This window comes from Kitasatospora sp. NPDC059160 (genome assembly GCF_042755465.1).
In the GTDB taxonomy this organism is placed as follows: domain Bacteria; phylum Actinomycetota; class Actinomycetes; order Streptomycetales; family Streptomycetaceae; genus Kitasatospora.
This window is the reverse complement of sequence record NZ_JBHZCN010000027.1, coordinates 20,332-42,795: the sequence shown is the minus strand read 5'-3', so window position 1 is coordinate 42,795 and position 22,464 is coordinate 20,332. Positions and strand designations below refer to the sequence as shown.

Annotated in this window: 15 protein-coding genes; 12 read left to right on the top strand and 3 right to left on the bottom strand. The window is 70.9% G+C overall.

Annotated features, from left to right (window positions below):
- Positions 1-23: 23 nt before the first annotated feature.
- Both ACFXOZ_RS14145 and ACFXOZ_RS14140 read right to left on the bottom strand, forming a co-directional pair.
- On the bottom strand, positions 24-248 hold the full coding sequence (locus tag ACFXOZ_RS14145) for a DUF397 domain-containing protein (RefSeq protein ID WP_380590252.1): 225 nt from the start codon (positions 246-248) through the stop codon (positions 24-26).
- Complete coding sequence (locus ACFXOZ_RS14140) at positions 248-1,105, bottom strand: helix-turn-helix domain-containing protein (protein ID WP_380590249.1); 858 nt, start codon at positions 1,103-1,105, stop codon at positions 248-250. The genes ACFXOZ_RS14145 and ACFXOZ_RS14140 overlap by 1 nt, the downstream gene beginning before the upstream one ends.
- Positions 1,106-1,384: 279 nt before the next feature.
- Between ACFXOZ_RS14140 and ACFXOZ_RS14135 the strand changes: the two genes are divergently transcribed.
- From ACFXOZ_RS14135 to ACFXOZ_RS14105, 7 genes are all read left to right on the top strand, one after another.
- Positions 1,385-1,825: an ATP-binding protein gene (locus tag ACFXOZ_RS14135; protein WP_380590247.1), complete on the top strand. Its 441-nt coding sequence runs from the start codon at positions 1,385-1,387 to the stop codon at positions 1,823-1,825.
- 86 nt (positions 1,826-1,911) lie between these two features.
- Positions 1,912-2,181 (top strand): hypothetical protein, encoded by a 270-nt coding sequence (locus ACFXOZ_RS14130; RefSeq protein ID WP_380590244.1) that lies wholly within the window; start codon positions 1,912-1,914, stop codon positions 2,179-2,181.
- A gap of 274 nt (positions 2,182-2,455) precedes the next feature.
- A complete protein-coding gene (locus ACFXOZ_RS14125) occupies positions 2,456-6,367 on the top strand; it encodes a phage resistance protein (protein ID WP_380590241.1) in 3,912 nt (1,303 codons plus the stop codon).
- Positions 6,364-9,249: a BREX-2 system phosphatase PglZ gene (gene pglZ / locus ACFXOZ_RS14120; RefSeq protein ID WP_380590239.1), complete on the top strand. Its 2,886-nt coding sequence runs from the start codon at positions 6,364-6,366 to the stop codon at positions 9,247-9,249. Before ACFXOZ_RS14125 ends, pglZ begins: the two co-directional genes overlap by 4 nt.
- A 138-nt stretch (positions 9,250-9,387) precedes the next feature.
- Positions 9,388-10,722, top strand: a complete 1,335-nt coding sequence (gene brxD / locus ACFXOZ_RS14115) for a BREX system ATP-binding protein BrxD (RefSeq protein ID WP_380590236.1) — start codon at positions 9,388-9,390, stop codon at positions 10,720-10,722.
- Complete coding sequence (locus ACFXOZ_RS14110; protein ID WP_380590233.1) at positions 10,722-12,878, top strand: DEAD/DEAH box helicase; 2,157 nt, start codon at positions 10,722-10,724, stop codon at positions 12,876-12,878. The genes brxD and ACFXOZ_RS14110 overlap by 1 nt, the downstream gene beginning before the upstream one ends.
- A gap of 80 nt (positions 12,879-12,958) precedes the next feature.
- Positions 12,959-14,545: an HNH endonuclease gene (locus ACFXOZ_RS14105; RefSeq protein ID WP_380590231.1), complete on the top strand. Its 1,587-nt coding sequence runs from the start codon at positions 12,959-12,961 to the stop codon at positions 14,543-14,545.
- A gap of 154 nt (positions 14,546-14,699) precedes the next feature.
- Here ACFXOZ_RS14105 and ACFXOZ_RS14100 read toward each other — a convergent pair whose 3' ends face one another.
- Entirely contained in the window at positions 14,700-16,142 is a 1,443-nt protein-coding gene (locus tag ACFXOZ_RS14100) for a glyceraldehyde-3-phosphate dehydrogenase (protein ID WP_375894285.1), read from the bottom strand.
- 225 nt (positions 16,143-16,367) lie between these two features.
- On the opposite strand from ACFXOZ_RS14100, the gene ACFXOZ_RS14095 reads away from it, so the two are divergent.
- From ACFXOZ_RS14095 to ACFXOZ_RS14075, 5 genes are all read left to right on the top strand, one after another.
- Positions 16,368-18,503, top strand: a complete 2,136-nt coding sequence (locus ACFXOZ_RS14095) for a UvrD-helicase domain-containing protein (protein WP_375894344.1) — start codon at positions 16,368-16,370, stop codon at positions 18,501-18,503.
- Positions 18,504-18,664: 161 nt separating this feature from the next.
- The gene (locus ACFXOZ_RS14090) at positions 18,665-19,132 is read left to right on the top strand and encodes a GreA/GreB family elongation factor (protein ID WP_375894288.1); all 468 of its coding nucleotides are present in this window, start codon (positions 18,665-18,667) and stop codon (positions 19,130-19,132) included.
- Between the two features lie 157 nt (positions 19,133-19,289).
- A complete protein-coding gene (locus tag ACFXOZ_RS14085) occupies positions 19,290-20,528 on the top strand; it encodes an MFS transporter (RefSeq protein WP_380590229.1) in 1,239 nt (412 codons plus the stop codon).
- A gap of 59 nt (positions 20,529-20,587) precedes the next feature.
- Positions 20,588-21,457: a formate dehydrogenase accessory sulfurtransferase FdhD gene (fdhD, locus tag ACFXOZ_RS14080; protein WP_380590226.1), complete on the top strand. Its 870-nt coding sequence runs from the start codon at positions 20,588-20,590 to the stop codon at positions 21,455-21,457.
- On the top strand, positions 21,458-22,375 hold the full coding sequence (locus tag ACFXOZ_RS14075) for a LysR family transcriptional regulator (protein ID WP_380526346.1): 918 nt from the start codon (positions 21,458-21,460) through the stop codon (positions 22,373-22,375).
- Positions 22,376-22,464: the final 89 nt, after the last annotated feature.

The following is a 22,464-nucleotide window of genomic DNA, read 5'->3' as shown; positions in this document are numbered from 1 at the left end:
GCTGTTGCATCAGCAGGACCAACTCAGCAGTCGACGGGGAACTCCCCAGCCTTGACCCCGGCGACGAACGCCGACCACGCCCCAGCCGAAAAGACCAGCGACGGCCCCTCGGGGTCCTTGGAGTCGCGGACCGGCATCACACCGGCGAAGCCGTCAGCGACCTCGATGCAGTTTCCTTGGTTGCCGCTGAACCTGCTCTTCCGCCACACGGCGTGGCTCAGGTCCACACCGTCCTTGTCAGCGTGCATCACTCAAGTCCCTTTGCGATCTGCGTGATCAGTCGGCGCGACGGCCCAACATCAAGTACCGCCGCCCGGAGCCGATCAAACGCCTGGTCGTAGGCGCCAACGTCGTCATCTCGTTCGAGGTAGAGGCTACTCGTCAGCGACTCGGTGTACACCACATCGAGATCATTCCGAACGGGGAACTCCAGGATGACGAACGATCCAAGTACTCCGGGATGGGCGCCTGCCGTGAACGGAACCACCTGCAAGGTGACATGCGGCTCTCGCGATTTGGCGACAAGGTGCTGAAGCTGCTTCGCCATGATGTCCCGGCTGCCGATCAGCCGGTGGAGGGCGGCCTCATCCACAATGGCCCACAGCTTGAGCGGGTCCTCCCGCTGGAGCGCCGCATTCTGCCGAGCCAGCCGCACGTCCACGAGAGCGTTGATCACGTCAGACGAAGCGTCCGGCTGGAGCTGTCGGGTCAGCGCCCTTGCGTAGTCCGCAGTTTGGAGCAGTCCCGGAATCAGCGACGATTCGAAGTTTCGAACTGACACCGCCTCCGCCTCGAAGCTGATGAACGAGGCGTAGCGCTGAGAGATCACGTCGGAGTAAGGCTGCCACCACACCCGTCGTTTGCCCTGCCGTGCCAGGGTTGCGAGGGCCTCACGAGTCGCCGGATCGGCAACCTCGTAGACGTCGAGGAGTATCTCGACCTCGTTCGCGCGCACGCCGGAGCGGCCGTTCTCCAGGCGGCTGACCTTCGACTGGTGCCATCCGAGGCGTGATGCCACATCGTCGACCTTGAGGTCGAGCCCCTCTCTAATCTTCCGAAGCTCCGAACCCAGCATTCGGCGACGCACGGTGGGCGTTGCAGCCACGCATCTACCTCCCCTCGTCTCGGTGTCACGTGCCGTCAGAGTCTGGCGCGCAACAGGGGGTTTCGTCACGTTCGCGTGAAAGTGCATATGCACTTTGACTGATGCTGTTGCACATCGCGGACGCATAGAGGCATGCTACTTGGCGTAGTCAGTCACACGACACGCCGTGATCATGGCAGCTCGTCACCGGGCATTCCCATGCCTTCTTCCGGCCGTCATCGGGGCCTTTCAACACCCTGGGATCACGTCGAACCAAGTACGCCCGGAGGGGACATCACCATGGCCGAAACTCTGATGAACTCGCCCGCAACAGCCGACAACTACTCGTGCTGGTTGCCGCGTCACCGGAAGTCGGGGAGCACCGCCCCACGACTGCTCCGCAAGTTCCTGGCCGACCGGGCCGACGGCGAGCGATACCTCTCCACCGCCGAGTCGGTGCTGACCGAGCTGGTCAACAACGCCGTGCAGCACGCGCGTACGGCGCCGGGCCGCCTTCTCCTGATCCGGTTCGAGCACAAGCCCGACCATCTGCGCCTCGAGGTGCACGACGCCGGCCACACCCACCCCGCCCTCCGGGCGGCCTCCCCGGACGACGAGAGCGGCCGCGGGCTCCGGCTGGTCAAGGAGCTGTCCATCAACTGGGGCTGGTGCCCGCGCGAGGGTGGGATCGGCAAGATCGTCTGGGCCACCATCGCGCCCGAGAGCCGGGACCCCCGGTGAGCGCCAGCGGCCGCCCTTGCGGCCAGGAAAACGGCTGCTGCCCGCTCCGGGACCGCCCAGCGCTCCACGGGGGAAGAGCCGAACCCGTGATGGTCGAGATCGAGGGCATCTGCGCCCCCGCGACCTTCCCCCGGCTCCCAGAGGCCTTGGCCGCTCTCTGGCGCTCCCTCCAGCTCCTCCCACTCGGCGACGTGCAGGCCGACACCTTGAGGCATGCCCTCACCCGCCCCGGTGCGGTCGAGCTCGCCGCCGAGTCGATCAAGCGTGATGGCCGGCTCTACCTCTCCTTCCGAATGAACGGCCGGCTGCACTCCGCCTGCATCCGCCCCGCCGAGCCGCCGCCCAACCAGGAATAGCCCGTCCACGCTGGCACCACGGCGAGGAAGTGCAGTTGCCCCGCAGGCAACCAAGCCACCTCGCCACCAGGCGCCCACCGACCCCCGTTACCCTGCGCGACCTAGTAGCACGGCGTGGCGCCGCCGACATAGCATTGCTGATCGTCGCCGGCACGATCGCCGAGGACCTTCCGCCGCTCACCACCGCCCCGTGCGGCTGCGAACGGCCGGCAGAGCCCCACGCCGGCGACGCACCGCAGGACGACGACGATGACGGAACGGACGAAAGCAGATCATGGCCCCGACGCCGGCCCAGCCGCCCCTTCTCCGCGATGTCATCGACATCAAGCCCTCGATCTCCACCTCCGACTTCGTCCTGAAGCTCGCCGAGGCGGTCACCGACGAAGGCGCGGCCGCCGCGCTCAAGGACTACGTCCTCACCGACCGCCTCCTCGAGAACTTCGACGAGGCCCTCGGCCTGATCAAGGCCGCCCTCGACGGGCACACCTCCAAGGCCGCCTACCTCCACGGCTCCTTCGGTTCCGGTAAGTCGCACTTCATGGCCGTCCTGCACGCCCTGCTCCGCGGCAACCAGGCAGCCCTGTCGCGCACCGAGTTCGACGCCACCCTGGCCAAGCAGGAGTGGCTGAGCGCCGAGCGCAAGAAGTTCCTGCTCGTGCCGTACCACATGCTCGGCGCGAAGTCCCTCGAGCAACGTGTCCTCGGCGGCTACGTCTCGCATGTCAAGGCCCTGCACCCGGATGCGCCGACCCCGCAGGTGTACCGCACGGACGCGCTCTTCGAGGACGTCCAGCGTCTCCGTGCGAAGGTCGGCGACGAGCAGTTCATCGCCGGCCTCGCCGGGGAGAACGGAGGCGAGACCAATGAGTGGGGCGAGGGCTTCGCCTGGACGCCAGCCCTGCTCGACTCCGCGCTCGCGGCGGAGCAGCAAGACATCTCGGACGACTCCGAGACGAAGATGAACCTCGTGAGCCCCACCACCCCGGCCGAACTTCGCGCGAAGCTCGTCCAGGAGGCCATCGCGGGCTGGTTCCCCGGCTTCGCGCAGAACGCGAAGGAGGACGAGTTCGGCTTCATCTCCCTCGACGCCGGCCTCTCCGTCATCGCCGCGCACGCCAAGTCGCTCGGCTACGACGGTCTGATCCTCTTCATGGACGAGCTGATCCTCTGGCTCGCCAACCGCATCCACGACCAGAAGTTCGTCTCCCGCGAGGCCGACAAGATCACCAACTTCGTGGAGGGCGCCGACTCCCGCCGGGCCATCCCGGTGGTGTCGTTCATCGCCCGCCAGCGCGACCTGCGCGAGCTGGTCGGTGAGGAGGTGTCCGGCGCCGGCGAGACCGCGATCCAGGACAGCCTCAACCTCGCCTCCGGCCGGTTCGACAAGATCACCCTGGAGGACCGCAACCTCCCCCAAATCGCCCACGCGCGCCTGCTCACGCCGAAGGACGACGAGGCCCGCAAGCAGCTGGATGCGGCATTCGCCAAGGCCAAGCGCACCGGCGGTCACCAGGTCTGGGACGTACTGCTCGGCTCCGAAGAGGGCACCACCGGCGCGGACGAGGCCTCGTTCCGCCTCACCTACCCCTTCTCCCCCGCTTTCATGGACACCCTCGTCCACATCTCCTCCGCTCTCCAGCGTTCCCGCACCGGTCTGAAGCTGATGGGCCAGCTCCTCGCCGACCACCGGAACGACGCCCGGCTCGAGCAGCTGATCCCGCTCGGCGACCTCTACCCGGTGATCGCCGACGGCGGCGACAAGCCGTTCGTCGACAGCCTGAAGGCCGAGTTCCAGGCCGCCGACAAGCTCTACCGCACCAAGCTCCGCCCCTACCTCCTCGATGCCAGCGAGGTCACCGAGGAGGACGTCGAGCGCTACCGCAACCACCCGGACACCATCACCGACGCCCAACTCGCGCAGCGCTGCCGCAACTTCACCGGCGACAACCGGCTGATCTGCACCCTGCTGCTGTCCGCCCTCGCACCCAGCGTGCCCGCCCTGCGCGATCTGACGATCCGTCGGCTCGGTGCGCTGAACCACGGCTCGGTCGTCTCGCCGATCCCTGGCGCCGAGGTTGGCGTCATCAAGTCGAAGGTCGCCGACTGGGCTTCCCGGTTCGCCGAGATCAAGGAGACCGGTACCCAGGTCAACCCTGGCGTCCGACTCGAACTCGCCGGCGTGGACGTCGACTCCGTCATCGCGAACGCCAACGTCAACGACAACCCGGGCAACCGCCGCGTGCTGGCCCGCCGACTCCTCGCCGAGGAGCTGGGGGTCGAGACGCACGACGGCCGACTCGACGCCGACGAGCTGAAGTTCGTCTGGCGCGGCTCCAACCGCTCGGTGGAGGTCGTCTTCGGCAACGTCGCCGACCGGGACACCATGCCCGACCACGAGTTCAGCCCCAGCTTTGAGAACACCTGGCGCTTCGTCATCGACCTGCCCTTCGACGAGAGCGAGTACGGGCCGGTCGACGACGCCAACCGGATCCGCGAGCTGCGCGTGCAGTCCGGCGAGCAGCGTCCGCGGACGGTCGCGTGGCTCCCCACCCACCTGTCGACCGCGCGCTTCCAGGACTTCCGCCGTCTGGTCACCATCGACTACGCGCTCAGCGACCAGCGCCGCTTCGACACCCAGTACGCCGGTCACCTGAACGCCGACAACCGGGCCCGCGCCAAGGCGCTGCTGGAGGGCCAGCGCGAGTCGCTGACCAAGACCGTCAAGGCTGCTCTCAAGCAGGCGTACGGCCTGGCCGAGAAGAAGAGCTCCGACGTCGAGCTCGGCTTCGACGACCACTTCGAGCCGCTGCCGGACGTCCCCGACCTGCGCCCCTCCATCGGCCAGTCGCTGCACGACGCCGCCCGGCACGTGGCCGGCAAGCTCCTCGCCCACCAGTACCCTGCTCACCCCCTCTTCGACCGGGACGCCCCCGGCACCGTCGTCAAGCCCGCCGATGCCAAGACCGTCTTCGCGCACATCCGCGCCGCCGGCGAAGCCAGCGACCGGCGCGTCGAGATCCCGGCCAAGGACCGCCTGGTGATGAAGCGGATCGCCGGGAAGCTCGGCCTCGGTCAGCAGAAGGAGGCGTACTTCGAGCTCTCCACCCGCTGGCCCGACCACTTCCGCCGGGAGGCCAAGACCGACGGCGTCACCGGTGACCTGACCGTCGTCCGTCTCACCGACTGGCTGGACCGGCCCGAACCGATGGGCCTGGCCCCGTTCCTGGCCAACCTGGTCATCGCCTCGTTCGCCGAGCTCGACGACCGGGTGTGGGTGCGCGGCGGCGGTCTGCTCGATCCCGCGCCCGAACCGACGGCGATCAAGTCGGGCGATGCCCTGCGTACCCAGCCGCTGCCCGACGAGGCGGCCTGGGAGGAGGCCGGTCGCCGCTACCAGCACATCCTCGGCGCCAAGCCGCCGACCCTGCGCCGCAGCCGGATCGCAAGCCGCTTCGCCACCGACATCGTGACCGCCGCACGCAGTTACCAGCCGCACGCCACCAGCCTCGTCCAGCAGCTCGACAAGCGTGCCGCGCTGCTCGGTCTGGACGACACCGACGGCACCGGCCGGCTCGCCCTGGCCAGGCGCTCGCTCGACCTGCTCGACGTGATCATCGCCGCCGACAAGGGCCCGGCAGCCGGATCCGGTGCTGCCAAGCAGGTCATCAGTGCTTTCGCCGCCTTCGACCTCGGTGCGGTCTCGGCCGAGCGTTACGGCAGGTCGATCAAGCAGGCCGAGGCCGTCGCCTCGGCGCTGGCCGGCGCCGCCTGGGACATGCTCAAGCTCGCGCCCAACTACGGCCCGGCCGGCCAAGCCGTCCTGGAGGAACTGCGGGGGATCGCGCGGGAGGTCACGACCGACCTGCCCCAGGCGCTGAAGGACGCCCGGCGCGCCATCGTCGAGGTCATCGACCGTAGCCAGGCCGCCGTCGCGCCCCTGGCACCGCCCGTCACCCCGGTGACCCCGCCAGAGCCCGCCCCCGGGGCCGACGACACGGACCTCGACACCCGCACCAGCGATCCCCGCGTGCCCACCGAGCCCACCGCCCGCCGCCCCCTCCGCCGCTCCGGCGGCGGCCGGACCACCGCGGCCCGCGCCATCGCCGAGCTCCGCGCCGATCTGGAGGAGCTGGCGGCCAGGGAGCCGAACGCCACCGTCGAGATCAGCTGGAAGGTGGTCGAATGAGCACCCCGGTCGTCACCACCAGTGCGGTCCGGCTGAACACCGGCACCGTCACCCAGTACCTGGCCTCGCAATCGGGGTTGACCAGCAACCGGCGCAGGGCTGTCCTGCTGCGTGCCGCACCCGAGTGGGACGGTGCCCCGGAACTCGCCTGGGGCGAGCGGCGACGGGCCCGAATCTCGGCTGCGCCCTCTCCGCTCGCCGTGTACGAGCTGGTCCTGGGGCACCTTGCCGCTGACACGTCGGGCCCGGAGATCCTGGTCGTCCTCACGGACCGGGAGGAGTCGGAACTGGGCCCCGACCTGCTGGCCCGGGTGTACCGGCAGCGGGTCAACGCCGTCGACACCTGGGACGTGGTCCGGCAGGCCTTCGGTGCCGTCAGCGCCGACAACCGGCTGCTCAAGGACAACTGGGCCGCCGAGTCGCTTCTGGACGCGACCCCGCCTGCCGGCTGGCCGCAGCTGGGCGGCGGCGTGCTGGCCCGTCCCGGCGCCCTCGCCTCCCTCGCACTGCGGCGGCTCGGCATCGGCCGCTTCGATCCGGACCGGACGGAACAGTCCGCTCCGGACACCAGCCTTGACGTACCGGCTCTGCTGCGCTGGTCGCTGACGCCCGGAGGTCCGGAGCGCTTCCTGGCCCTTCGGGCGCCCGAGCGGGCGGGGCTGACCGCGTTCCTGGCCGAGGAGGATCAGGCCGGTCTCACCGGCAAGGCGCTGCTGGCCCTGGTCGCCGCCGAACACGGCCCCGACGCGGTCGCGTTCGGTCTGGTCTGCGCGGCCCTGTGGGTGCACGCGGACGGGGGCTCGGCGACGGCCGAGGACTACCGGGCGCGCGGGCGCGCCGAGCGGTGGTTCGGCGAGGAGCCGCCGGCCCACGGCGAGGCCCTGGACGCATTGGTGGCCGCCTTCGGGCACAGCTGCGAGGAGTTCGTCTCCGTCCTCCTCCTGACCGGTCGAACGGGCTCCGGCGACGAGGCGGCCTCTGCCAGGCGGTTGACCGGAGCCGTGCTGGACCGGGCGGACGCCTTGGTCGAACAGTTCGGCGCGCGTCCGGCCGCCGAGGCCAGTCCGGTCCTGGCGGCCGGTCTCGAGGCCCGCTTCGCCGAGGTCGGCCGAGCCCTCGGTACGGGCGACCTGCCGCGCCTCGCGCAGACGGTCCTGACGGTCGGCGAGCACCGGCTCGCGTCAAGCGATGCAGCCCGGACCAGGGTCGAGCGGGCCAGCATGGCGCAGCGGCTCGCCCAGTGGCTGGCCACCGACCCGTCGACCGAGGTCCCGACGGTGGCCGACGGTGTCAGCCGCCATGTCGCCGAGACCGGCTGGGTCGATCTGGCACTCGAACACATCGAGGCGGGTGGCGACCGCGACGACGTGCTGAAGTCCGCCTACGACCGGCTCTGTTGCTCGGTCCGGGCCCGGCGTCGTGAGATCGACCACCGATTCGCCAAGGTCCTGGCCACGTGGACGGCGGCCGGGACGGATCCCGGCACCATGCTCACCGTGGAGACCTTCCTCCCGAGAGTCGTGGGCCCGGTGGTGAAGGCCGGCGAGCGCCGCGTGCTGCTCGTGGTCGTCGACGGGATGAGCGCTGCCATCGCGACCGAACTCGGCGCAGAGCTGCGCGAGCACTGGGCCGAGTACGACGTGACGCCCCGGGCGGTGGGGAGCGCGGCCTCCGAGGTCCCGTCTAGCGCCCCACAGCGCCGGGCCGTGGCGGCCGCCCTGCCGACCGTGACCGCGGTCTCCCGCACCTCCCTCTTCGCCGCCCGGCTGATGGCGGGCACACAAGCCGACGAGAAGCGGATCGTCCCCACCCACCGGTTCTGGGGCGGGGAAAAGGTGGCGGTCTTCCACAAGGACCACCTCCGCGGCGAAACGGGCGGCGCAATCTTCGGTCCCGCGCTCACCGAAGCGCTGGCCGATGACACGCACGTCGCCGTGGTGCTCAACACCGTCGACGACCGGCTCGCCAAGGAGCAGAAGCATGGCGACGGCTCTTGGCGGCTCTCCGACATAGGAGGCCTGCAGGATCTGCTGCGGCTCGCCGCCGCCCAGGGGCGGGCGGTCATCATCACCAGCGACCACGGACACGTGGTCGACCGGCGCGGGATCAAGGTGGAGCGTGACGGCGCCGTCTCCGCCCGGCACCGTGCCCCCGGTGGTGAGCTCGGCGACACCGAGATCGCCCTCGCGGGGTCACGGGTGGTCTCCCCTCAGACCGGTGGCGAAATCGTCGCGCTGTGGGACGCTGACTCCCGCTACACCGCTCTCAAGGCCGGCTATCACGGCGGGGCCTCGCTCGCCGAGGTGGCGATCCCTGTACTCGCGCTCCTACCGTTCGGGGCAACCCCGCCGAAGGGCTGGCGCGAGCTGGGCAACCCGGAGCCCGCTTGGTGGGATCTCCTACCGGGCGCGGTCCAGCCCCGGCCGGTCCCGGCGACGCCTCCGAAGAAGCCTGCCAGGACACCGCGGCCGGCCAAGGCTGCAGCGCCAGGTCACGACGCCCTCTTCGAGGTCGCGCTCGAACCGACGGTCGACGACGACGGCACGCTGTTGGCGCCCACTCTGGTCTCCCCCCAGGACACCCTGGTCGGGAACCTGCTGGGCTCCCAGATCTTCCAGGACCAGGTGGATCTGCTCGCGCGTAAGCCCGATCTGGCCAAGGTCGACAAGGCCCTGCGGGCGCTGCTGGACGCCGGCGGCACCCTGCCGGTCACCGCGCTGGCACAACGGATCGGCCTGCTCGCCGTCCGCGCGGACGGTTTCGCCGCCGTGCTGCGGCAGCTGCTCAACTACGACAGCATCCAGGTCCTGGAAACGCTGCCCGACGGCCGCACCCTGCGGCTCGACACAGGGCTGCTGCGTGCCCAGTTCGACCTGCGGTGAACCGACGCGCCGAGGCGGGGCTCCCACTTCGGCGCGCCTCCGTACAACGAACCCGGTCGGGCACCGGCAGATAACGGCCCGACGGCAGGACGAGCACGAACGTGATCACGGTCGCCCGGTAATGGGAGACTTGCCCGCGTGAGTGCCGAAGGAACCTCCCGTCCCCCGACCGTCAGCGCGGCTCGTCGTCGCGACGTCATCGACGCGCTGCGCCGCGGCGCGGTGCCCGAGAACGGGCTCGACCTGCTCGCCACGGGGCTCGGCCGGTTCGAAACCGCCCTCGACGCCGAGCTGGACGCGGTCGTCTCCGGGGCATCGGTGTTCAAGGCCGTACGTGGTGAGTACGGATCGGGCAAGACGTTCTTCACCAGGTGGCTCGGCGAGCGCGCCAAGCGCCGGAACTTCGCCGTCGCCGAGATCCAGGTCTCCGAGACCGAAACGCCGCTCCACAAGCTGGAGACCGTCTACCGTCGGCTGACGGAACGGCTTGGCACCTCGAGCTTCCCACCGAGCGCGCTGCGCCCCGTGGTGGACGCGTGGTTCTACGCGCTGGAGGAGGACGCCCTTGCCGCCGGGTGTTCCGAGGACCAGCTTCCCGAGGAGGTGGAGCGGCTGCTCGCCGCCCGACTCAGTGAGGTGTCCCGGCACGCACCCTCGTTCGCCGCGGCCCTGCGCGGCTACCGGGCCGCCCTCACTACGGGCGACGAGACCACGGCTGCGGCCGTACTCGCCTGGCTCGGCGGGCAGCCGAACGTCGCCGCCGCGGCCCGGCGGTCCGCCGGAGTGCGCGGCGACCTCGACCACTTCGGAGCCCTCGGGTTTCTCCAGGGGCTGCTCACCGTACTCCGGGACTCCGGGCATGCCGGGCTCTTCCTCGTCCTCGACGAGGTCGAGACGCTGCAGCGGGTCCGGTCCGACGCCCGGGACAAGGCGCTCAACGCGCTGCGCCAGCTGATCGACGAGGTCCACTCGGGCCGCTTCCCCGGCCTGTACCTGGTGATCACCGGTACTCCCGCCTTCTATGACGGCCAGCAGGGAGTTCAGCGACTCGCCCCACTCGCCCAGCGCCTCGCAACCGACTTCACCACCGACCCGAGGTTCGACAACCCTCGCGCCGTGCAACTCCGGCTTCCCGGATTCACCCGGGACTCACTCGTCGGCCTCGGGGCTACGATCCGTGACCTCTATGCCGACGGTGCCGATTCCTCCAATCGGATCAAGAAGTTGGCCGACGACGCCTACATCGCCGACCTGGCCGACGCCGTCGGCGGCGCACTGGGCGGCAAGGTGGGCGTAGCCCCGAGGCTCTTCCTGAAAAAGCTCGTGGGCGACGTCCTCGACCGGATCGACCAATTCGACGACTTCGATCCGCGGCAGCACTACCAGTTGACCGTCTCGTCCCAAGAACTCACCACCGCGGAGCGGAACCTGGCCGCCGCCGGATCGGCGGACGACATCGACCTGGAGCTGTGATGACCAGCTCCGAGAACCCCGATTCGAGCGCCGCAGACCTCATGAGCCCGCTCGACCGGCTCGATCCCGTGGTCCTGCACCACATCGTGAACACCCTGGGCTGGCCCGATCTCCGCCCTCTGCAGCGCGCCGCGATCGCACCGCTGATGGACGGCAATGACGCCGTGCTGCTTGCACCGACCGCCGGTGGCAAGACCGAGGCGGCCTGCTTCCCCATGCTCTCCGCGATGGCCCAGTACCGGTGGACTGGCATCTCGGTGCTCTATCTGTGCCCGCTCAAGGCGTTGCTCAACAACCTGGTCACCCGCGTCGATTCCTACGCTCAGTGGCTCGGGCGGCGGGCGGCGTTGTGGCACGGCGACACCACCGAGTCGCAGCGGAAACGGATCCGGACCGATCCGCCCGACGTTCTCCTCACGACGCCGGAATCGCTCGAGGCCATGCTCATCGGGATCAAGACCGACCACGCTCAACTGCTCTCGTCCATCCGTGCGGTCGTCGTGGACGAGGTCCACGCCTTCGCCGGAGACGATCGCGGCTGGCATCTCCTGGCCGTCCTCGAGAGGCTCGAACGCATCACCGGCCGCCCCATCCAGCGCATCGGCCTCTCGGCGACGGTGGGCAATCCGCAACAGCTGCTGACCTGGCTGCAGGGATCGGGTGCGAAGACCCGCGCCGGACAAGTCGTCGCACCCGAGCTCGCGGCCGTCTCCACCGATGCTCGGCCGGCCGGCGAGGTGGAACTCGACTACGTCGGCTCGCTGGAGAACGCGGCGAAGCTCATCGCGTCGCTTCACCGTGGCGAGAAGCGGCTCGTCTTCTGCGACTCCCGCCGGCAGGTGGAACAGCTCGGTGCCGCCCTGCGGGCCCGTGAGGTCACCACCTTCCTCTCCCACGCCTCGTTGTCGGCCGAGGAGCGGGCTCGCTCCGAGCAGGCCTTCGCCGAGGCCCGCGACTGCGTGATCGTCTCCACCTCCACCCTCGAACTCGGCATCGACGTCGGAGATTTGGATCGTGTCATCCAGATCGACGCGCCCCGCACGGTCGCTTCCTTCCTCCAACGGATCGGCCGCACCGGTCGGCGGGCCGGCAGCGTGCGCAACTGCCTGTTCCTGGCCACCGAGGAGGAAACCCTGCTTCAGGCCGCGGGCTTGCTGCTGCTGTGGGGACGTGGCTGGGTCGAGGCCGTAACGCCGCCGCCCGAGCCTCGGCACCTGGTCGCCCAACAGCTCCTCGCCGTGACCCTCCAGGAACACACCCTGGGCAACCACCTGTGGAGCCTGGAGTGGAACGGGCTGGCGCCCTTCGACCGCTCCGGCGAACCGATCCTGCGGCACCTGGTGGGCGAGGGCTTCCTCGACGACGACAACGGCCTGCTCTTCATCGGCCCGGAGGCGGAACAGCGTTTCGGCCGCCGTCACTTCATCGAACTGACCGCGTCGTTCACGGCGCCGCCACAGTTCACGGTGCTGTCGGGACGTACGGAGATCGGACAAACCGATCCCTCCGTCCTCACCGAGGAACGGCCGGGCCCACGCCGGCTTCTCCTCGGCGGGAGGAGCTGGCAGGTCACCTTCATCGACTGGTCCAGGCGTCGGGCCTTCGTCGAACCTGCCGACGGTGGTGGTATCGCCAAGTGGTCCGGCAACGGCATCGCCGGGCTGTCGTACGAACTGACCCGGTCGCTGCGCGACGTCCTCCTGGGAGCCGATCCACCGGTCTCACTCACCCGGCGAGCACAGGCCCGTCTCCAGCAACTGCGCGAAGAGGACGCACCCGACAACGTGCACCCCACCGGAAGCCTCATCACGCGATGCGGAGACGACGTTCGGTGGTGGACGTGGGCGGGCTACCGGGCCAATGCCACGCTCGCCGCCACGATGTCGTCCATCGCGGACCCGGTTCAGCGGCCGACGGACTGCTACGTGCGGCTTCGCGAAGACTTGACGGCCCCGATGTGGCAGAGCGCTCGTGCCGGCGCCGGCACCGGCCTCGTTCTCCCGGACGTCGACCGACGAGCCGTCAAAGGGCTGAAGTTCTCTGCAGCGCTGCCCGAGCGGCTCGCCATGGCCACCGTCGCTGCACGTCTGGCTGACCTTCCGGGTGCATCTGCGGCGCTTTCCGAGCCTGTACGGCTGCATGTCATGCATGCCTGAAGCAATGCCTTCAACAGCTCGCCCCCTGCACCCCAGGTAACTCACGAGCCGCTGTCGTATCTTCTTACTATCCTCTCGGCATGAGCTTCGCCAATCCGACGCATACAGCAACACAGCCTGCTGTCCGGGAACCCGACCTCATCGGCCCGGCTGCCGAGGAGAGCCTTCGCACCTCAGAAAAGCCGCAACTGATCCTCCAGCCCAGAGGCACCCGGGACGGGGGGCCGCAGCATTTCGCCAAGTCCATGCGAGCGGGTATCCGAGTCTCTGATCTACAGCGCTCGCTCGGCTCGGAAGCCGACGTGCTCACCGACCTGTACCCGAACGGGATCGCTCGGCTGTGGGGCTCCACCCCGACCTCGCAGACCAACAACGAGAAGGTCCGCGCCCTGCGAGACCGCCGGGTCGGCGACGACGTCCTGTTCTACACCGGGAACTCCTTCATCGCGCGTGCGAAGGTCATCCGGCTCTTCACCAGCTCGGTCCTGGCCCGTGCTGTCTGGGGAAGCGACGAGGAAGGCGAGACCTGGTCACACATCATGGCGCTCGACGACTTCGAGGAGTTCTCCCAACCGGTCCCCGCTCTGGACCTCCTCGCCGCCCTCCGAGTTCCACGCCCCCTGCGCATGCTCACGCTCCGATCGGCCGAGGACTACGCGCGCGTCACCGACCGGCTTCCGGCCGGACGTCGCCCGCAGCCGCCTCATGAACCTGCGTTGCCGTCACCGGCCCGCACCGCTCCGATGACCCGGGCGGGCCTGCTCGCCCGGCTCGAAACGCTCAAGACCAATCGCAACACTGCCAGCAGGGAGCCGAGCCGCCACCAGCCACTCGCGCTGCTCTGGGCGATCGCCCGTATCGCGGCAGGCGAGCCGCGCCTGGCCCCCTGGTCGGTATTCCACTCCGAAGTCGGACCGCTGCTTTCCACGTACGGGCTGCCCGGTTCCAAGGTCACGCCCGAGTACCCGTTCTGGCACCTTCGGGGAAGTGGCCTCTGGGAGGTACGCGGAGTGGCCGAGGACACACATTCCATGCCCCCGGTCAAGGTCTTCAACGACACTCAGCCAGAGGCCGGCCTCTCCCGGGAGGCCGCCGAGCTCCTGAAGGGGCCCGTCACCCGGCTTGAGGCGATGCTGCTGCTACGGAACCGTTATCTTCACGACGTCGACCTGCAGGCACTGCTGGACCGCCTGGGAATGACCGGATACACCACGGCGGAAGGTCTCACCGACACCCCGGAGGATGAACGCGCGACGACGGCCATCGCCCCCGAGCGCGCAGCCGGTGCCGCCCCACGGCGAGAGTCAACCTCATCCCGCCCCGTCCGAAACAGTGCCCTCGTGAGCCAAGTGAAGGAGATCTACGACTACCGGTGCCAGGTCTGCGACACCGTGCTGCAGTACAACCGGAGACCGTACAGCGAAGCAGCCCACATCCGCGGCCTCGGCAAGCCCCACCACGGCCCGGACGAGCTGCACAACCTGCTGTGCCTGTGCGCGAACCACCATGTGCTCTTCGACGGCCTGGCAATCTACATCGACGTCGAGGGGGTGGTTCGAGAAACACACGGTGACCGGCCCCTCGGCCCACTTCGTCGGCACTCCGATCACCCGATCGACGAAAAGTACATCGAGTATCACCGGGCCCTGTGCATGCTCAACCGCTGAAACGGTAGCGTCCGCCCCCGGAGCAGCCCCGGGGGTCACGCCGCCCAAAGCCCCATCGCCCCTCATCGCCCCCGGGAAGCGAAACGGCGGTGGGTGGCGACCTCTCGCGAGGCCACCACCCACCGCCGTCACGGCGTCACACGGCTCGGACGGTTCAGCCCGCCGACACCGGGAACGTCGGGTACTCGACGCCCGAGATGTACTGCACGACCCGGACCACCTGGCACGAGTAGCCGAACTCGTTGTCGTACCACAGGTAGAGGATCGCGTTGTCGCCGTCGACCTTGGTCGCACCGGCGTCCACGATCGAGGCGTGCCGCGACCCGATGAAGTCGCTGGACACCGCGTCGGGCGAGTCGGTGAAGTCGATCTGCCGCTTGAGCGGCGAGGTCAGCGAGATCCCGCGCAGGTGGTCCAGCACCTCCTCGCGGGTGGTCTCCCGCTTGAGCTGGAGGTTCAGGATCGCGATGGACACGTCCGGAACGGGCACCCGGATCGAGCTGCCGGTGATCTTCGCCTTGAGGTCCGGCAGCGCCTTGGCGACGGCCGAGGCGGCACCGGTCTCGGTGATCACCATGTTCAGCGGCGCCGAGCGGCCGCGACGGTCGGCCTTGTGGTAGTTGTCCAACAGGTTCTGGTCGTTGGTGAACGAGTGGACGGTCTCGACGTGGCCGCGCACGACGCCGTACTCGTCCTCCATCGCCTTGAGCGGCGGGACGATCGCGTTGGTGGTGCAGGAGGCGCAGGAGATGATCTGCTCGTCCGGCTTGATCATGTCGTGGTTGACGCCGTGCACGATGTTCGGGACGTCGCCCTTGCCCGGGGCGGTCAGCACGACCTTGGCGATGCCGGGGCGCAGGTGCTTGGACAGGCCCTCGCGGTCACGCCACCGGCCGGTGTTGTCGATCAGGATCGCGTCCTTGATCCCGTACTCCGTGTAGTCGACCTCGCTCGGGTCGTTGGAGTAGATCACCGTGATCTCGTTGCCGTTGACGACGATCTTGTTGTTCGCCTCGTCGACGGTGATCGTGCCCTGGAACTGGCCGTGGATCGAGTCCCGGCGCAGCAGCGAGGCGCGCTTGACCAGGTCGTCGCCGCCGCCGTTGCGCACGACGATGGCCTTGAGCCGCAGGCCGTTGCCCGAGGCCTTCTCGATCAGCAGCCGCGCGACCAGCCGGCCGATGCGGCCGAACCCGTACAGCACGACGTCCTGCGCGGACCGGCGCTCCAGCTTGTTGGCACCGGTGGCACCGGCGACGGCCTGGGCGGTGAACTCCGCCACCGACAGGCCCCGGTCGTCCGCCCGGTAGGCCGAGGCGAGCATCGCCAGGTCGATCTGCGAGGGGCCGAGGTCCAGGGTGGTCAGGGCGTCCAGGAACGGCATCGTCTCGGTGACCGAGAGCTCCTCGCCGGCTATCTGCCGGGCGAAGCGGTGCGTCTTGAGGATGCTGACCACCGACTTGTTCACCAGGGAACGGCTGTGGAGCAGGACGGTGACGTCCTTCTCCCGGTGCAGTCGCCCGATGATCGGGATCATCGACTCCGCGATCTCCTCGCGGTTCTTCCAGTCCGTGAACACGTCGTCGTTGACAGTCACAAGTCCATCTTTCGAGCTGAGGGTGTTGCGCACATGGTAGCTTCGCCCGCTTCCGGCCCGACGGCCGGTCCCTCCCCCGCCGCTCCGCCCCACCCCTGCGACCTGCGCTTTCCCCCGCCTCCCCGCCCCCGGAGGTGACCACCGCCACCTCCAAGTCCCCCAGTAGAGTGGGCACACCGAAGATCCGGACAGAGGCGTGAGGGGGCCCGGGTGGCGACGTTGGGGATGCACCGGGACTTCCTGATGGAGTTCGCGGCACTGGAGCGGTCGGTGCAGCGGCGGGTCTTCGAGACCTTCGAGAAGTTCACCGGGGCCACCCACGCCGGCACCCATCTGGAGAAGCTCACCCACCAGCGGGACCCGCGGATCCGGACCATCCGGATCACCGACTTCTGGCGCGGGGTCGTCCTCAAGGCCGACCGGGGCGACGGCTACCTGCTGCTCAAGGTGCTCCCCCACGACAAGGCCAACGACTGGGCGCTCAAGCACCGCGCCTCGGTGAACGCCGCCACCCAGGGCGTCGAGATCCGCAACGACGTCGCCCTGGAGCGCGCCTCCGCCTCACTGCGGGCCCGGGCCTCGGACGAGCCCCAGCGGCTCTTCGCCGACCGCTCCGACAAGGTCCTGCGCAGCCTGGGCATCGAGGAGGAGATCCTGCCGATCATCCGCCTGCTGCCCGACGAGGCGCACCTGGAGGCGCTCCACCGGGTCCTGCCGGAGCAGCAGTTCGACGTGCTGATCGGCCTGGCCAGCGGGATGGAACCGGCCGAGATCGACCGCGAGATCGTCCAGGCGTACGCGCGGGCGGCGGACCCGGCGGGCACCGGGCGCCCCGGGGACGAACTGGTCTCGGCGATGGCCCACGCCCGCGGCCGAGTCGCCCTGGTGTCCGGGCCCGAGGAGCTCCAGGAGATCCTGGAGCGCCCCTTCGACGCCTGGCGGATCTTCCTGCACCCGGCCCAGTACCGGATCGCCTACCGGGGTTCGTACCAGGGCCCGGCCCGGGTCACCGGCGGCCCCGGGACCGGCAAGACCGTGGTCGCCCTGCACCGGGCCTACCACCTGGCCCGCCGGCTGCCCGCCGACGCCCCCGACGGGTCGGTGCTGCTCACCACCTACACCAAGGACCTCGCCGCCGAACTGGAGCGCTGCCTGGGCCTGTTGATCACCGACGGGCGGATCCGGGCCAAGGTCCGGGTGGTCACCGTCGACGCCCTGGCGAACGAGGTGCTGCGCCGCTCGCTCGGCGGCGCCCCGTTGAAGATCCTGTTCAACCAGCGGGCGGTGCTGGCCCGTTGGCGCCGGGTCGGGCAGCGGCTCGGGGTCGACTTCACCGACGTCTTCCTGGACCAGGAGTGGCGGCAGGTCGTCCTGGCCCAGGCGATCGAGAGCCCCGAGCAGTACCTCAAGGCCCCCCGGACCGGCCGGGGCACCGCGCTCGGCCCGCTGCAACGCGCCCAACTGTGGCGCACGGTGGCCGCGTTCGAGGAGGAGCTGCGGCAGAGCGGGGAGCGGACCTTCCTCCAGGTCTGCGCGCACGCCGCCCGGTCCCTCGACGAACGGGACGAACGCCCGTTCCGGCACGTGGTGGTCGACGAGGCGCAGGACCTCCACCCTGCGCAGTGGCGCTTCCTGCGCGCACTCGCCGCCCCCGGACCGGACGACCTGTTCCTGGCCGGCGACCCCCACCAGCGGATCTACGGCAACAAGGTCTCGCTGCGCTCGCTCGGCATCCAGGTGGTCGGCCGCTCCTCCCGACTGCGCGTCAACTACCGCACCACGCAGGAGATCCTGAGCTGGGCCGCCTCACTGCTCACCGGCGAACGCCCGGACGACCTGGACGGCGGCGAGGAGTCGCTGGCCGGCTACCACTCGACCCTGCACGGCGCCCAGCCCGAGGCGCGCGGCCACGCCGACCAGGACGAGGAGCTCCGGGCCCTGGTCGCCCGGATCGAGGCGTGGACCGCCTCGGGGGTCGGCCCGGAGGACATCGGCGTCGCAACCCGCACCGCCCAACTCGGCCGCGACACGGCCCGGGCGCTGGAGCAGGCCGGCACCCCGGCCCACCTGCTCGGCAGCGCGCCGGCCCCCGGCGTGCGGATCGGCACCATGCACCGGATGAAGGGGCTGGAGTTCCGTTGCGTCGCCGTGGTGGGCGTCGGCGACGCCATGGTGCCCAACGGCAACGCGCTCACCCCGGAGGACACCGACCCGCAGCAGCACCGGGAGGACCTCAACGGTGAGCTGAACCTGCTGTTCGTGGCCTGCACCCGCGCCCGCGAGGCCCTCGCCGTCTCCTGGCACGGCGCCGCCAGCCGCTTCCTCGAACCGGTCGTCCCGGCCGAACTGCTCACCCGCTGACCCCCGGCCGGGCCGGGCCGGTGCCCCGTCGCGCGTCCCGGCCCGCGTCCCGTCGCGCGTCCCGGCCCGCGTCCGCCGAGGATTTGCCCGGGCTTCGGTGGGGTGGGGTAATGAGAGGCGACCGGTGTTTGGGTGTTCCCTCAGAGACCCGGGAGCGTGCGATGAGCGGTGGGCCGGAACCGATCAGTGCCGAGGGGCTGCGTGCCGTGCAGGAGGAGTTGGCGCAGCTGCGGGCGGAGCGGGGGGAGGTGGCCGCGACCCTGCGCGGGGAGGATCCGGTGGGGGACCGCGCCGACGCGGCGGACGAGTTGCAGCGGGCCTCGGACGTGACGCGGCTGGACCGGCGGATCGTCGAGCTGGAGGGGCGGCTGCGGGAGGCCGAGGTGGCCGGGGCGCCGTCCACGGACGTGATCGGGGTGGGGTCGACGGTCACCGTGCGGTTCTCCGACGGCGAGCAGGAGACCGTCGAGATCTCCGAGCTGGCCGAGGAGCGCGAGCTGACCCTGGTGACGTACGACAGCCCGCTCGGGAAGGCGCTGCTGGGCCGCCACGCCGGGGAGACGGTGAACTACGAGACGCCGGGCGGCGCGGCGAGCGCGGTCGTGCTGGCGGTGGGCGGCAGCGGCTGACCGGGGCCGTCGGAGGTCGTCCCGTTCGATAGGCCGCGCCGATCGGACGACTGGTACGACCTCTTTGACCTGCGACGATGCCGGACAGGACACTGGACGGGCGGCCCACCGCCGCCGGATTCCCCGTCCGAGCGAACCGTCCGAGGAGACCCCGCACGTGCGCACCGCCCGCTGGATACCGGCCGCGGCCGCCGTGGCGGTCGCCGCCTGGGGAGCGAACCAGTTCACCGCGCTGGCGAGCGTCTACCGGGCGCACACGGACTGGTCGCCGGTGTCGCTGGCCGGGATGTTCTCGGTGTACCTGGTCGGGCTGGTGCCCGGGCTGCTGCTGGGCGGCCCGGCCGCGGACCAGTACGGGCGCCGGCGCACGGTGCGGGCCGGGCTCGCCCTGTCGGCGGCCGCCAGCGCGCTGCTGGCGCTGGGCGACGAGCCCACCGGGTACGTCGCCCGGCTGGCGACCGGCTTCGCGGCCGGGCTGGTGTTCCCGGCCGGGACGACCTGGCTGCGGGAGCTCTCCGGCCCCGGGGTGTCGCCGGTGGCCGCCGCGCGCCGCGCGATGTACGCCACCGGGATCGGCTTCTCGGCCGGTGCGCTGGCCTCCGGCGTCCTCTCGGAGTGGCTGCCCGGTCCGACCGTCGTGCCCTGTCTCGCCCACGCCGCGGCCTGTCTGCTGGTCCTGCGGGCCACCGGCCGGCTCCCGGACGCGGCGCCGGTGGGCCGCCCGGTCCGGCCCGCGGAGCACCACCGCGCGGCCGTGCAGCACCCCCGGTTCCGCTACGTCGTGCTGCCCGCCAGCCCCGCCGTGCTGGGCGCCGCGACCGTCGGCTACGTCGTGCTGCCGCCGCTGGTCGCCCACCATCTGCCGGGCTACGCACCGCTGTTCAGCGGTCTGGTGGCGGCCCTGACGCTCGCCATGGGGGTGCTCGCCCAGCCCTTCGCGGCCCGGCTGGACGACGCGGGCAGCGCCCGGGCCACCCTCACCGCGATGGCGACGGTGATCGCCGGACTGCTGCTCGGCGCGCTGGCCGCCGACCGCGACTCGGTGGGGCTGGTGCTGGCGGCCGCCGTCGTGCTCGGCACCGGGTACGGACTGACCCTCGGCGCGGGCCTGCACGAGGTGGAGCGGCTCACCGCCCGCAGCGCCGGACGCGCCACCGGACGCAACCCCGCCGGACCGACCTCCGCCGCGCTCTACCAGAGCACCACCTCCAGCGGCTTCCTCACCCCGCTGCTGCTGGCCGGCACGGCCGGCCACGCGTCCTACCCGGCGCTGCTGGTCGGCATGGCCGCCGTCGGCGTGCTCTGCCTGGCGGTCACCGGCGCGCACAGCCGCCGCCACCTGCCCGGGCACCCGGCCGGCCCGGAAACGCGCGAGGATTCATCCGTACAGACCTGACCGGCCGCGAGGCCGACCCACGACCCGCGACCCGCGACCCACCCGAGGAGCCGACGACCATGGGCCGAGTGACCGTACCCCGCAGGGTGCTGCGGCTGCGCAAGGGCGTGCCCTCGCACCGCCCCGACACCCTGGCCGCCGAGGAGCCGATGGAGATCCGGGTCGGCGGCCGTCCGCTGACGGTGACCATGCGCACCCCCGGCAGCGACTTCGACCTCGCGGCCGGCTTCCTGGTCAGCGAGGGCGTGCTGCACGCCGCCGACCACCTGGCCGGGATCCGCTACTGCGCCGGGGCCACCGCCGACGGCGGCAACACCTACAACGTGGTGGACGTGGTGCTCGCGGCCGGTGTGCCCGCCCCGGACGCCTCGCTGGAGCGCAACTTCTACACCACCTCCTCCTGCGGCCTGTGCGGCAAGGCCAGCCTGGACGCGGTGCGCACCACCGCGCCGTGGAGCGTCGCGGCGGACGGGCTGCGGATCACCCCCGAGCTGCTGTCCGCGCTGCCGGACCGGCTGCGCGCCGCCCAGAAGGTCTTCGACAGCACCGGCGGCCTGCACGCGGCCGGGCTGTTCGACGCCCAGGGGCGGCTGCTCTGCCTGCGCGAGGACGTGGGGCGGCACAACGCGGTGGACAAGGTGGTCGGCCACGCGCTGCGCGAGGGCCTGCTGCCGGCCCGGGGCACGGTGCTGATGGTCAGCGGCCGGGCCTCCTTCGAGCTGGTGCAGAAGGCGGTGATGGCCGGCATCCCCGCGCTCGCCGCCGTCTCCGCGCCGTCCTCGCTGGCGGTGGACCTGGCCGAGGAGAGCGGGCTGACCCTGGTCGGCTTCCTGCGCGGCGACTCGATGAACGTGTACACCCGCACCGACCGGATCGACCTGACCGACCCGACCGAGGCCGGGCACGCCGCCGAGGCCGAGGCCGAGTAGATGCTGTTCCGCCAGCTCGAGTACCTGGTCGCCCTGGCCCGCGAGCGGCACTTCGCCCGCGCCGCCCAGGCCTGCCGGGTCTCCCAGCCGGCGCTGTCCGAGGCGCTGCGCAAGCTGGAGGACGAACTGGGGGTGCTGCTGGTGCGGCGCGGCCGGGCGTACGAGGGCCTGACCCCCGAGGGCGAGCGGATCGTGCGGTGGGCGCAGCGCATCCTGGCCGACCGGGACGCCCTGCGCGACGAGGTGGACGCGCTGCGCACCGGGCTGAGCGGACGGCTGCGGATCGGCTCGGTGCCGACCGCCTCGGGGGCCGTCCCGCTGCTCACCGGACCGTTCTGCACCGCCCACCCGCTGGCCGCCGTGGAGCTGTCCACCGACCTGCGCGCCGATGAACTCCTGCGCCAGGTAAGGGACTTCGAGATCGACGCGGGCCTCAGCTACCTCCCGGAGCAGGGCACCGAGGGCGTGCGCACCGTCCCGCTGTACGAGGAGCGGTACGTCCTGCTGACCGGCCCCGCCGACGGTCTCGCCGGGCAGCCGCACGCCACCTGGACGGAGGCCTCCCGGCTGCCGCTGTGCCTGCTGCACCCGGGCATGCAGGGCCGCCGGGTGCTGGACGGGGTGTTCGCGGGCCTCGGACTGGCGCCGGTGCCCCGGGTGGAGACGGACTCGGTGGGCTCGCTGTTCGCGCACGTGCGCACCGGCCACTGGGCGAGCGTGGTGCCGTACGCCTGGCTGCACGTGTTCGGGGTGCCGCCCGGGATGCGGGCCGTCCCGCTGGTGGAGCCGGTGCACAGCACGCCGATCGGGCTGGTGACCGCGGCCCGGGAGCCGGGGTCGGTGATGGCCCGCGCCCTGCGGGAGGTGGCCCGGCGGACGGACCTGGCCGGGGTGCTGGGCGCCCTGCCGAAGGCGTAGCTGTCGACGCGCGGGAGCCGCAAGGGTCGACGCGCGGGAGCCGTAGCGGTCGGTGCACGGGGGCCGTAGCGGTCGACGCGCGAGGGCCG

Excerpts from the sequence above, each read along its gene's own strand:
- ACFXOZ_RS14145 (WP_380590252.1), bottom strand. The coding sequence starts at position 248 with ATGCACGCTGACAAGGACGGTGTGGACCTGAGCCACGCCGTGTGGCGG.
- ACFXOZ_RS14135 (WP_380590247.1), top strand. The coding sequence starts at position 1,385 with ATGGCCGAAACTCTGATGAACTCGCCCGCAACAGCCGACAACTACTCG.
- ACFXOZ_RS14125 (WP_380590241.1), top strand. The coding sequence starts at position 2,456 with ATGGCCCCGACGCCGGCCCAGCCGCCCCTTCTCCGCGATGTCATCGAC.
- pglZ (WP_380590239.1), top strand. The coding sequence starts at position 6,364 with ATGAGCACCCCGGTCGTCACCACCAGTGCGGTCCGGCTGAACACCGGC.
- ACFXOZ_RS14110 (WP_380590233.1), top strand. The coding sequence starts at position 10,722 with ATGACCAGCTCCGAGAACCCCGATTCGAGCGCCGCAGACCTCATGAGC.
- ACFXOZ_RS14105 (WP_380590231.1), top strand. The coding sequence starts at position 12,959 with ATGAGCTTCGCCAATCCGACGCATACAGCAACACAGCCTGCTGTCCGG.
- ACFXOZ_RS14095 (WP_375894344.1), top strand. The coding sequence starts at position 16,368 with ATGCACCGGGACTTCCTGATGGAGTTCGCGGCACTGGAGCGGTCGGTG.
- ACFXOZ_RS14090 (WP_375894288.1), top strand. The coding sequence starts at position 18,665 with ATGAGCGGTGGGCCGGAACCGATCAGTGCCGAGGGGCTGCGTGCCGTG.
- fdhD (WP_380590226.1), top strand. The coding sequence starts at position 20,588 with ATGGGCCGAGTGACCGTACCCCGCAGGGTGCTGCGGCTGCGCAAGGGC.
- ACFXOZ_RS14075 (WP_380526346.1), top strand. The coding sequence starts at position 21,458 with ATGCTGTTCCGCCAGCTCGAGTACCTGGTCGCCCTGGCCCGCGAGCGG.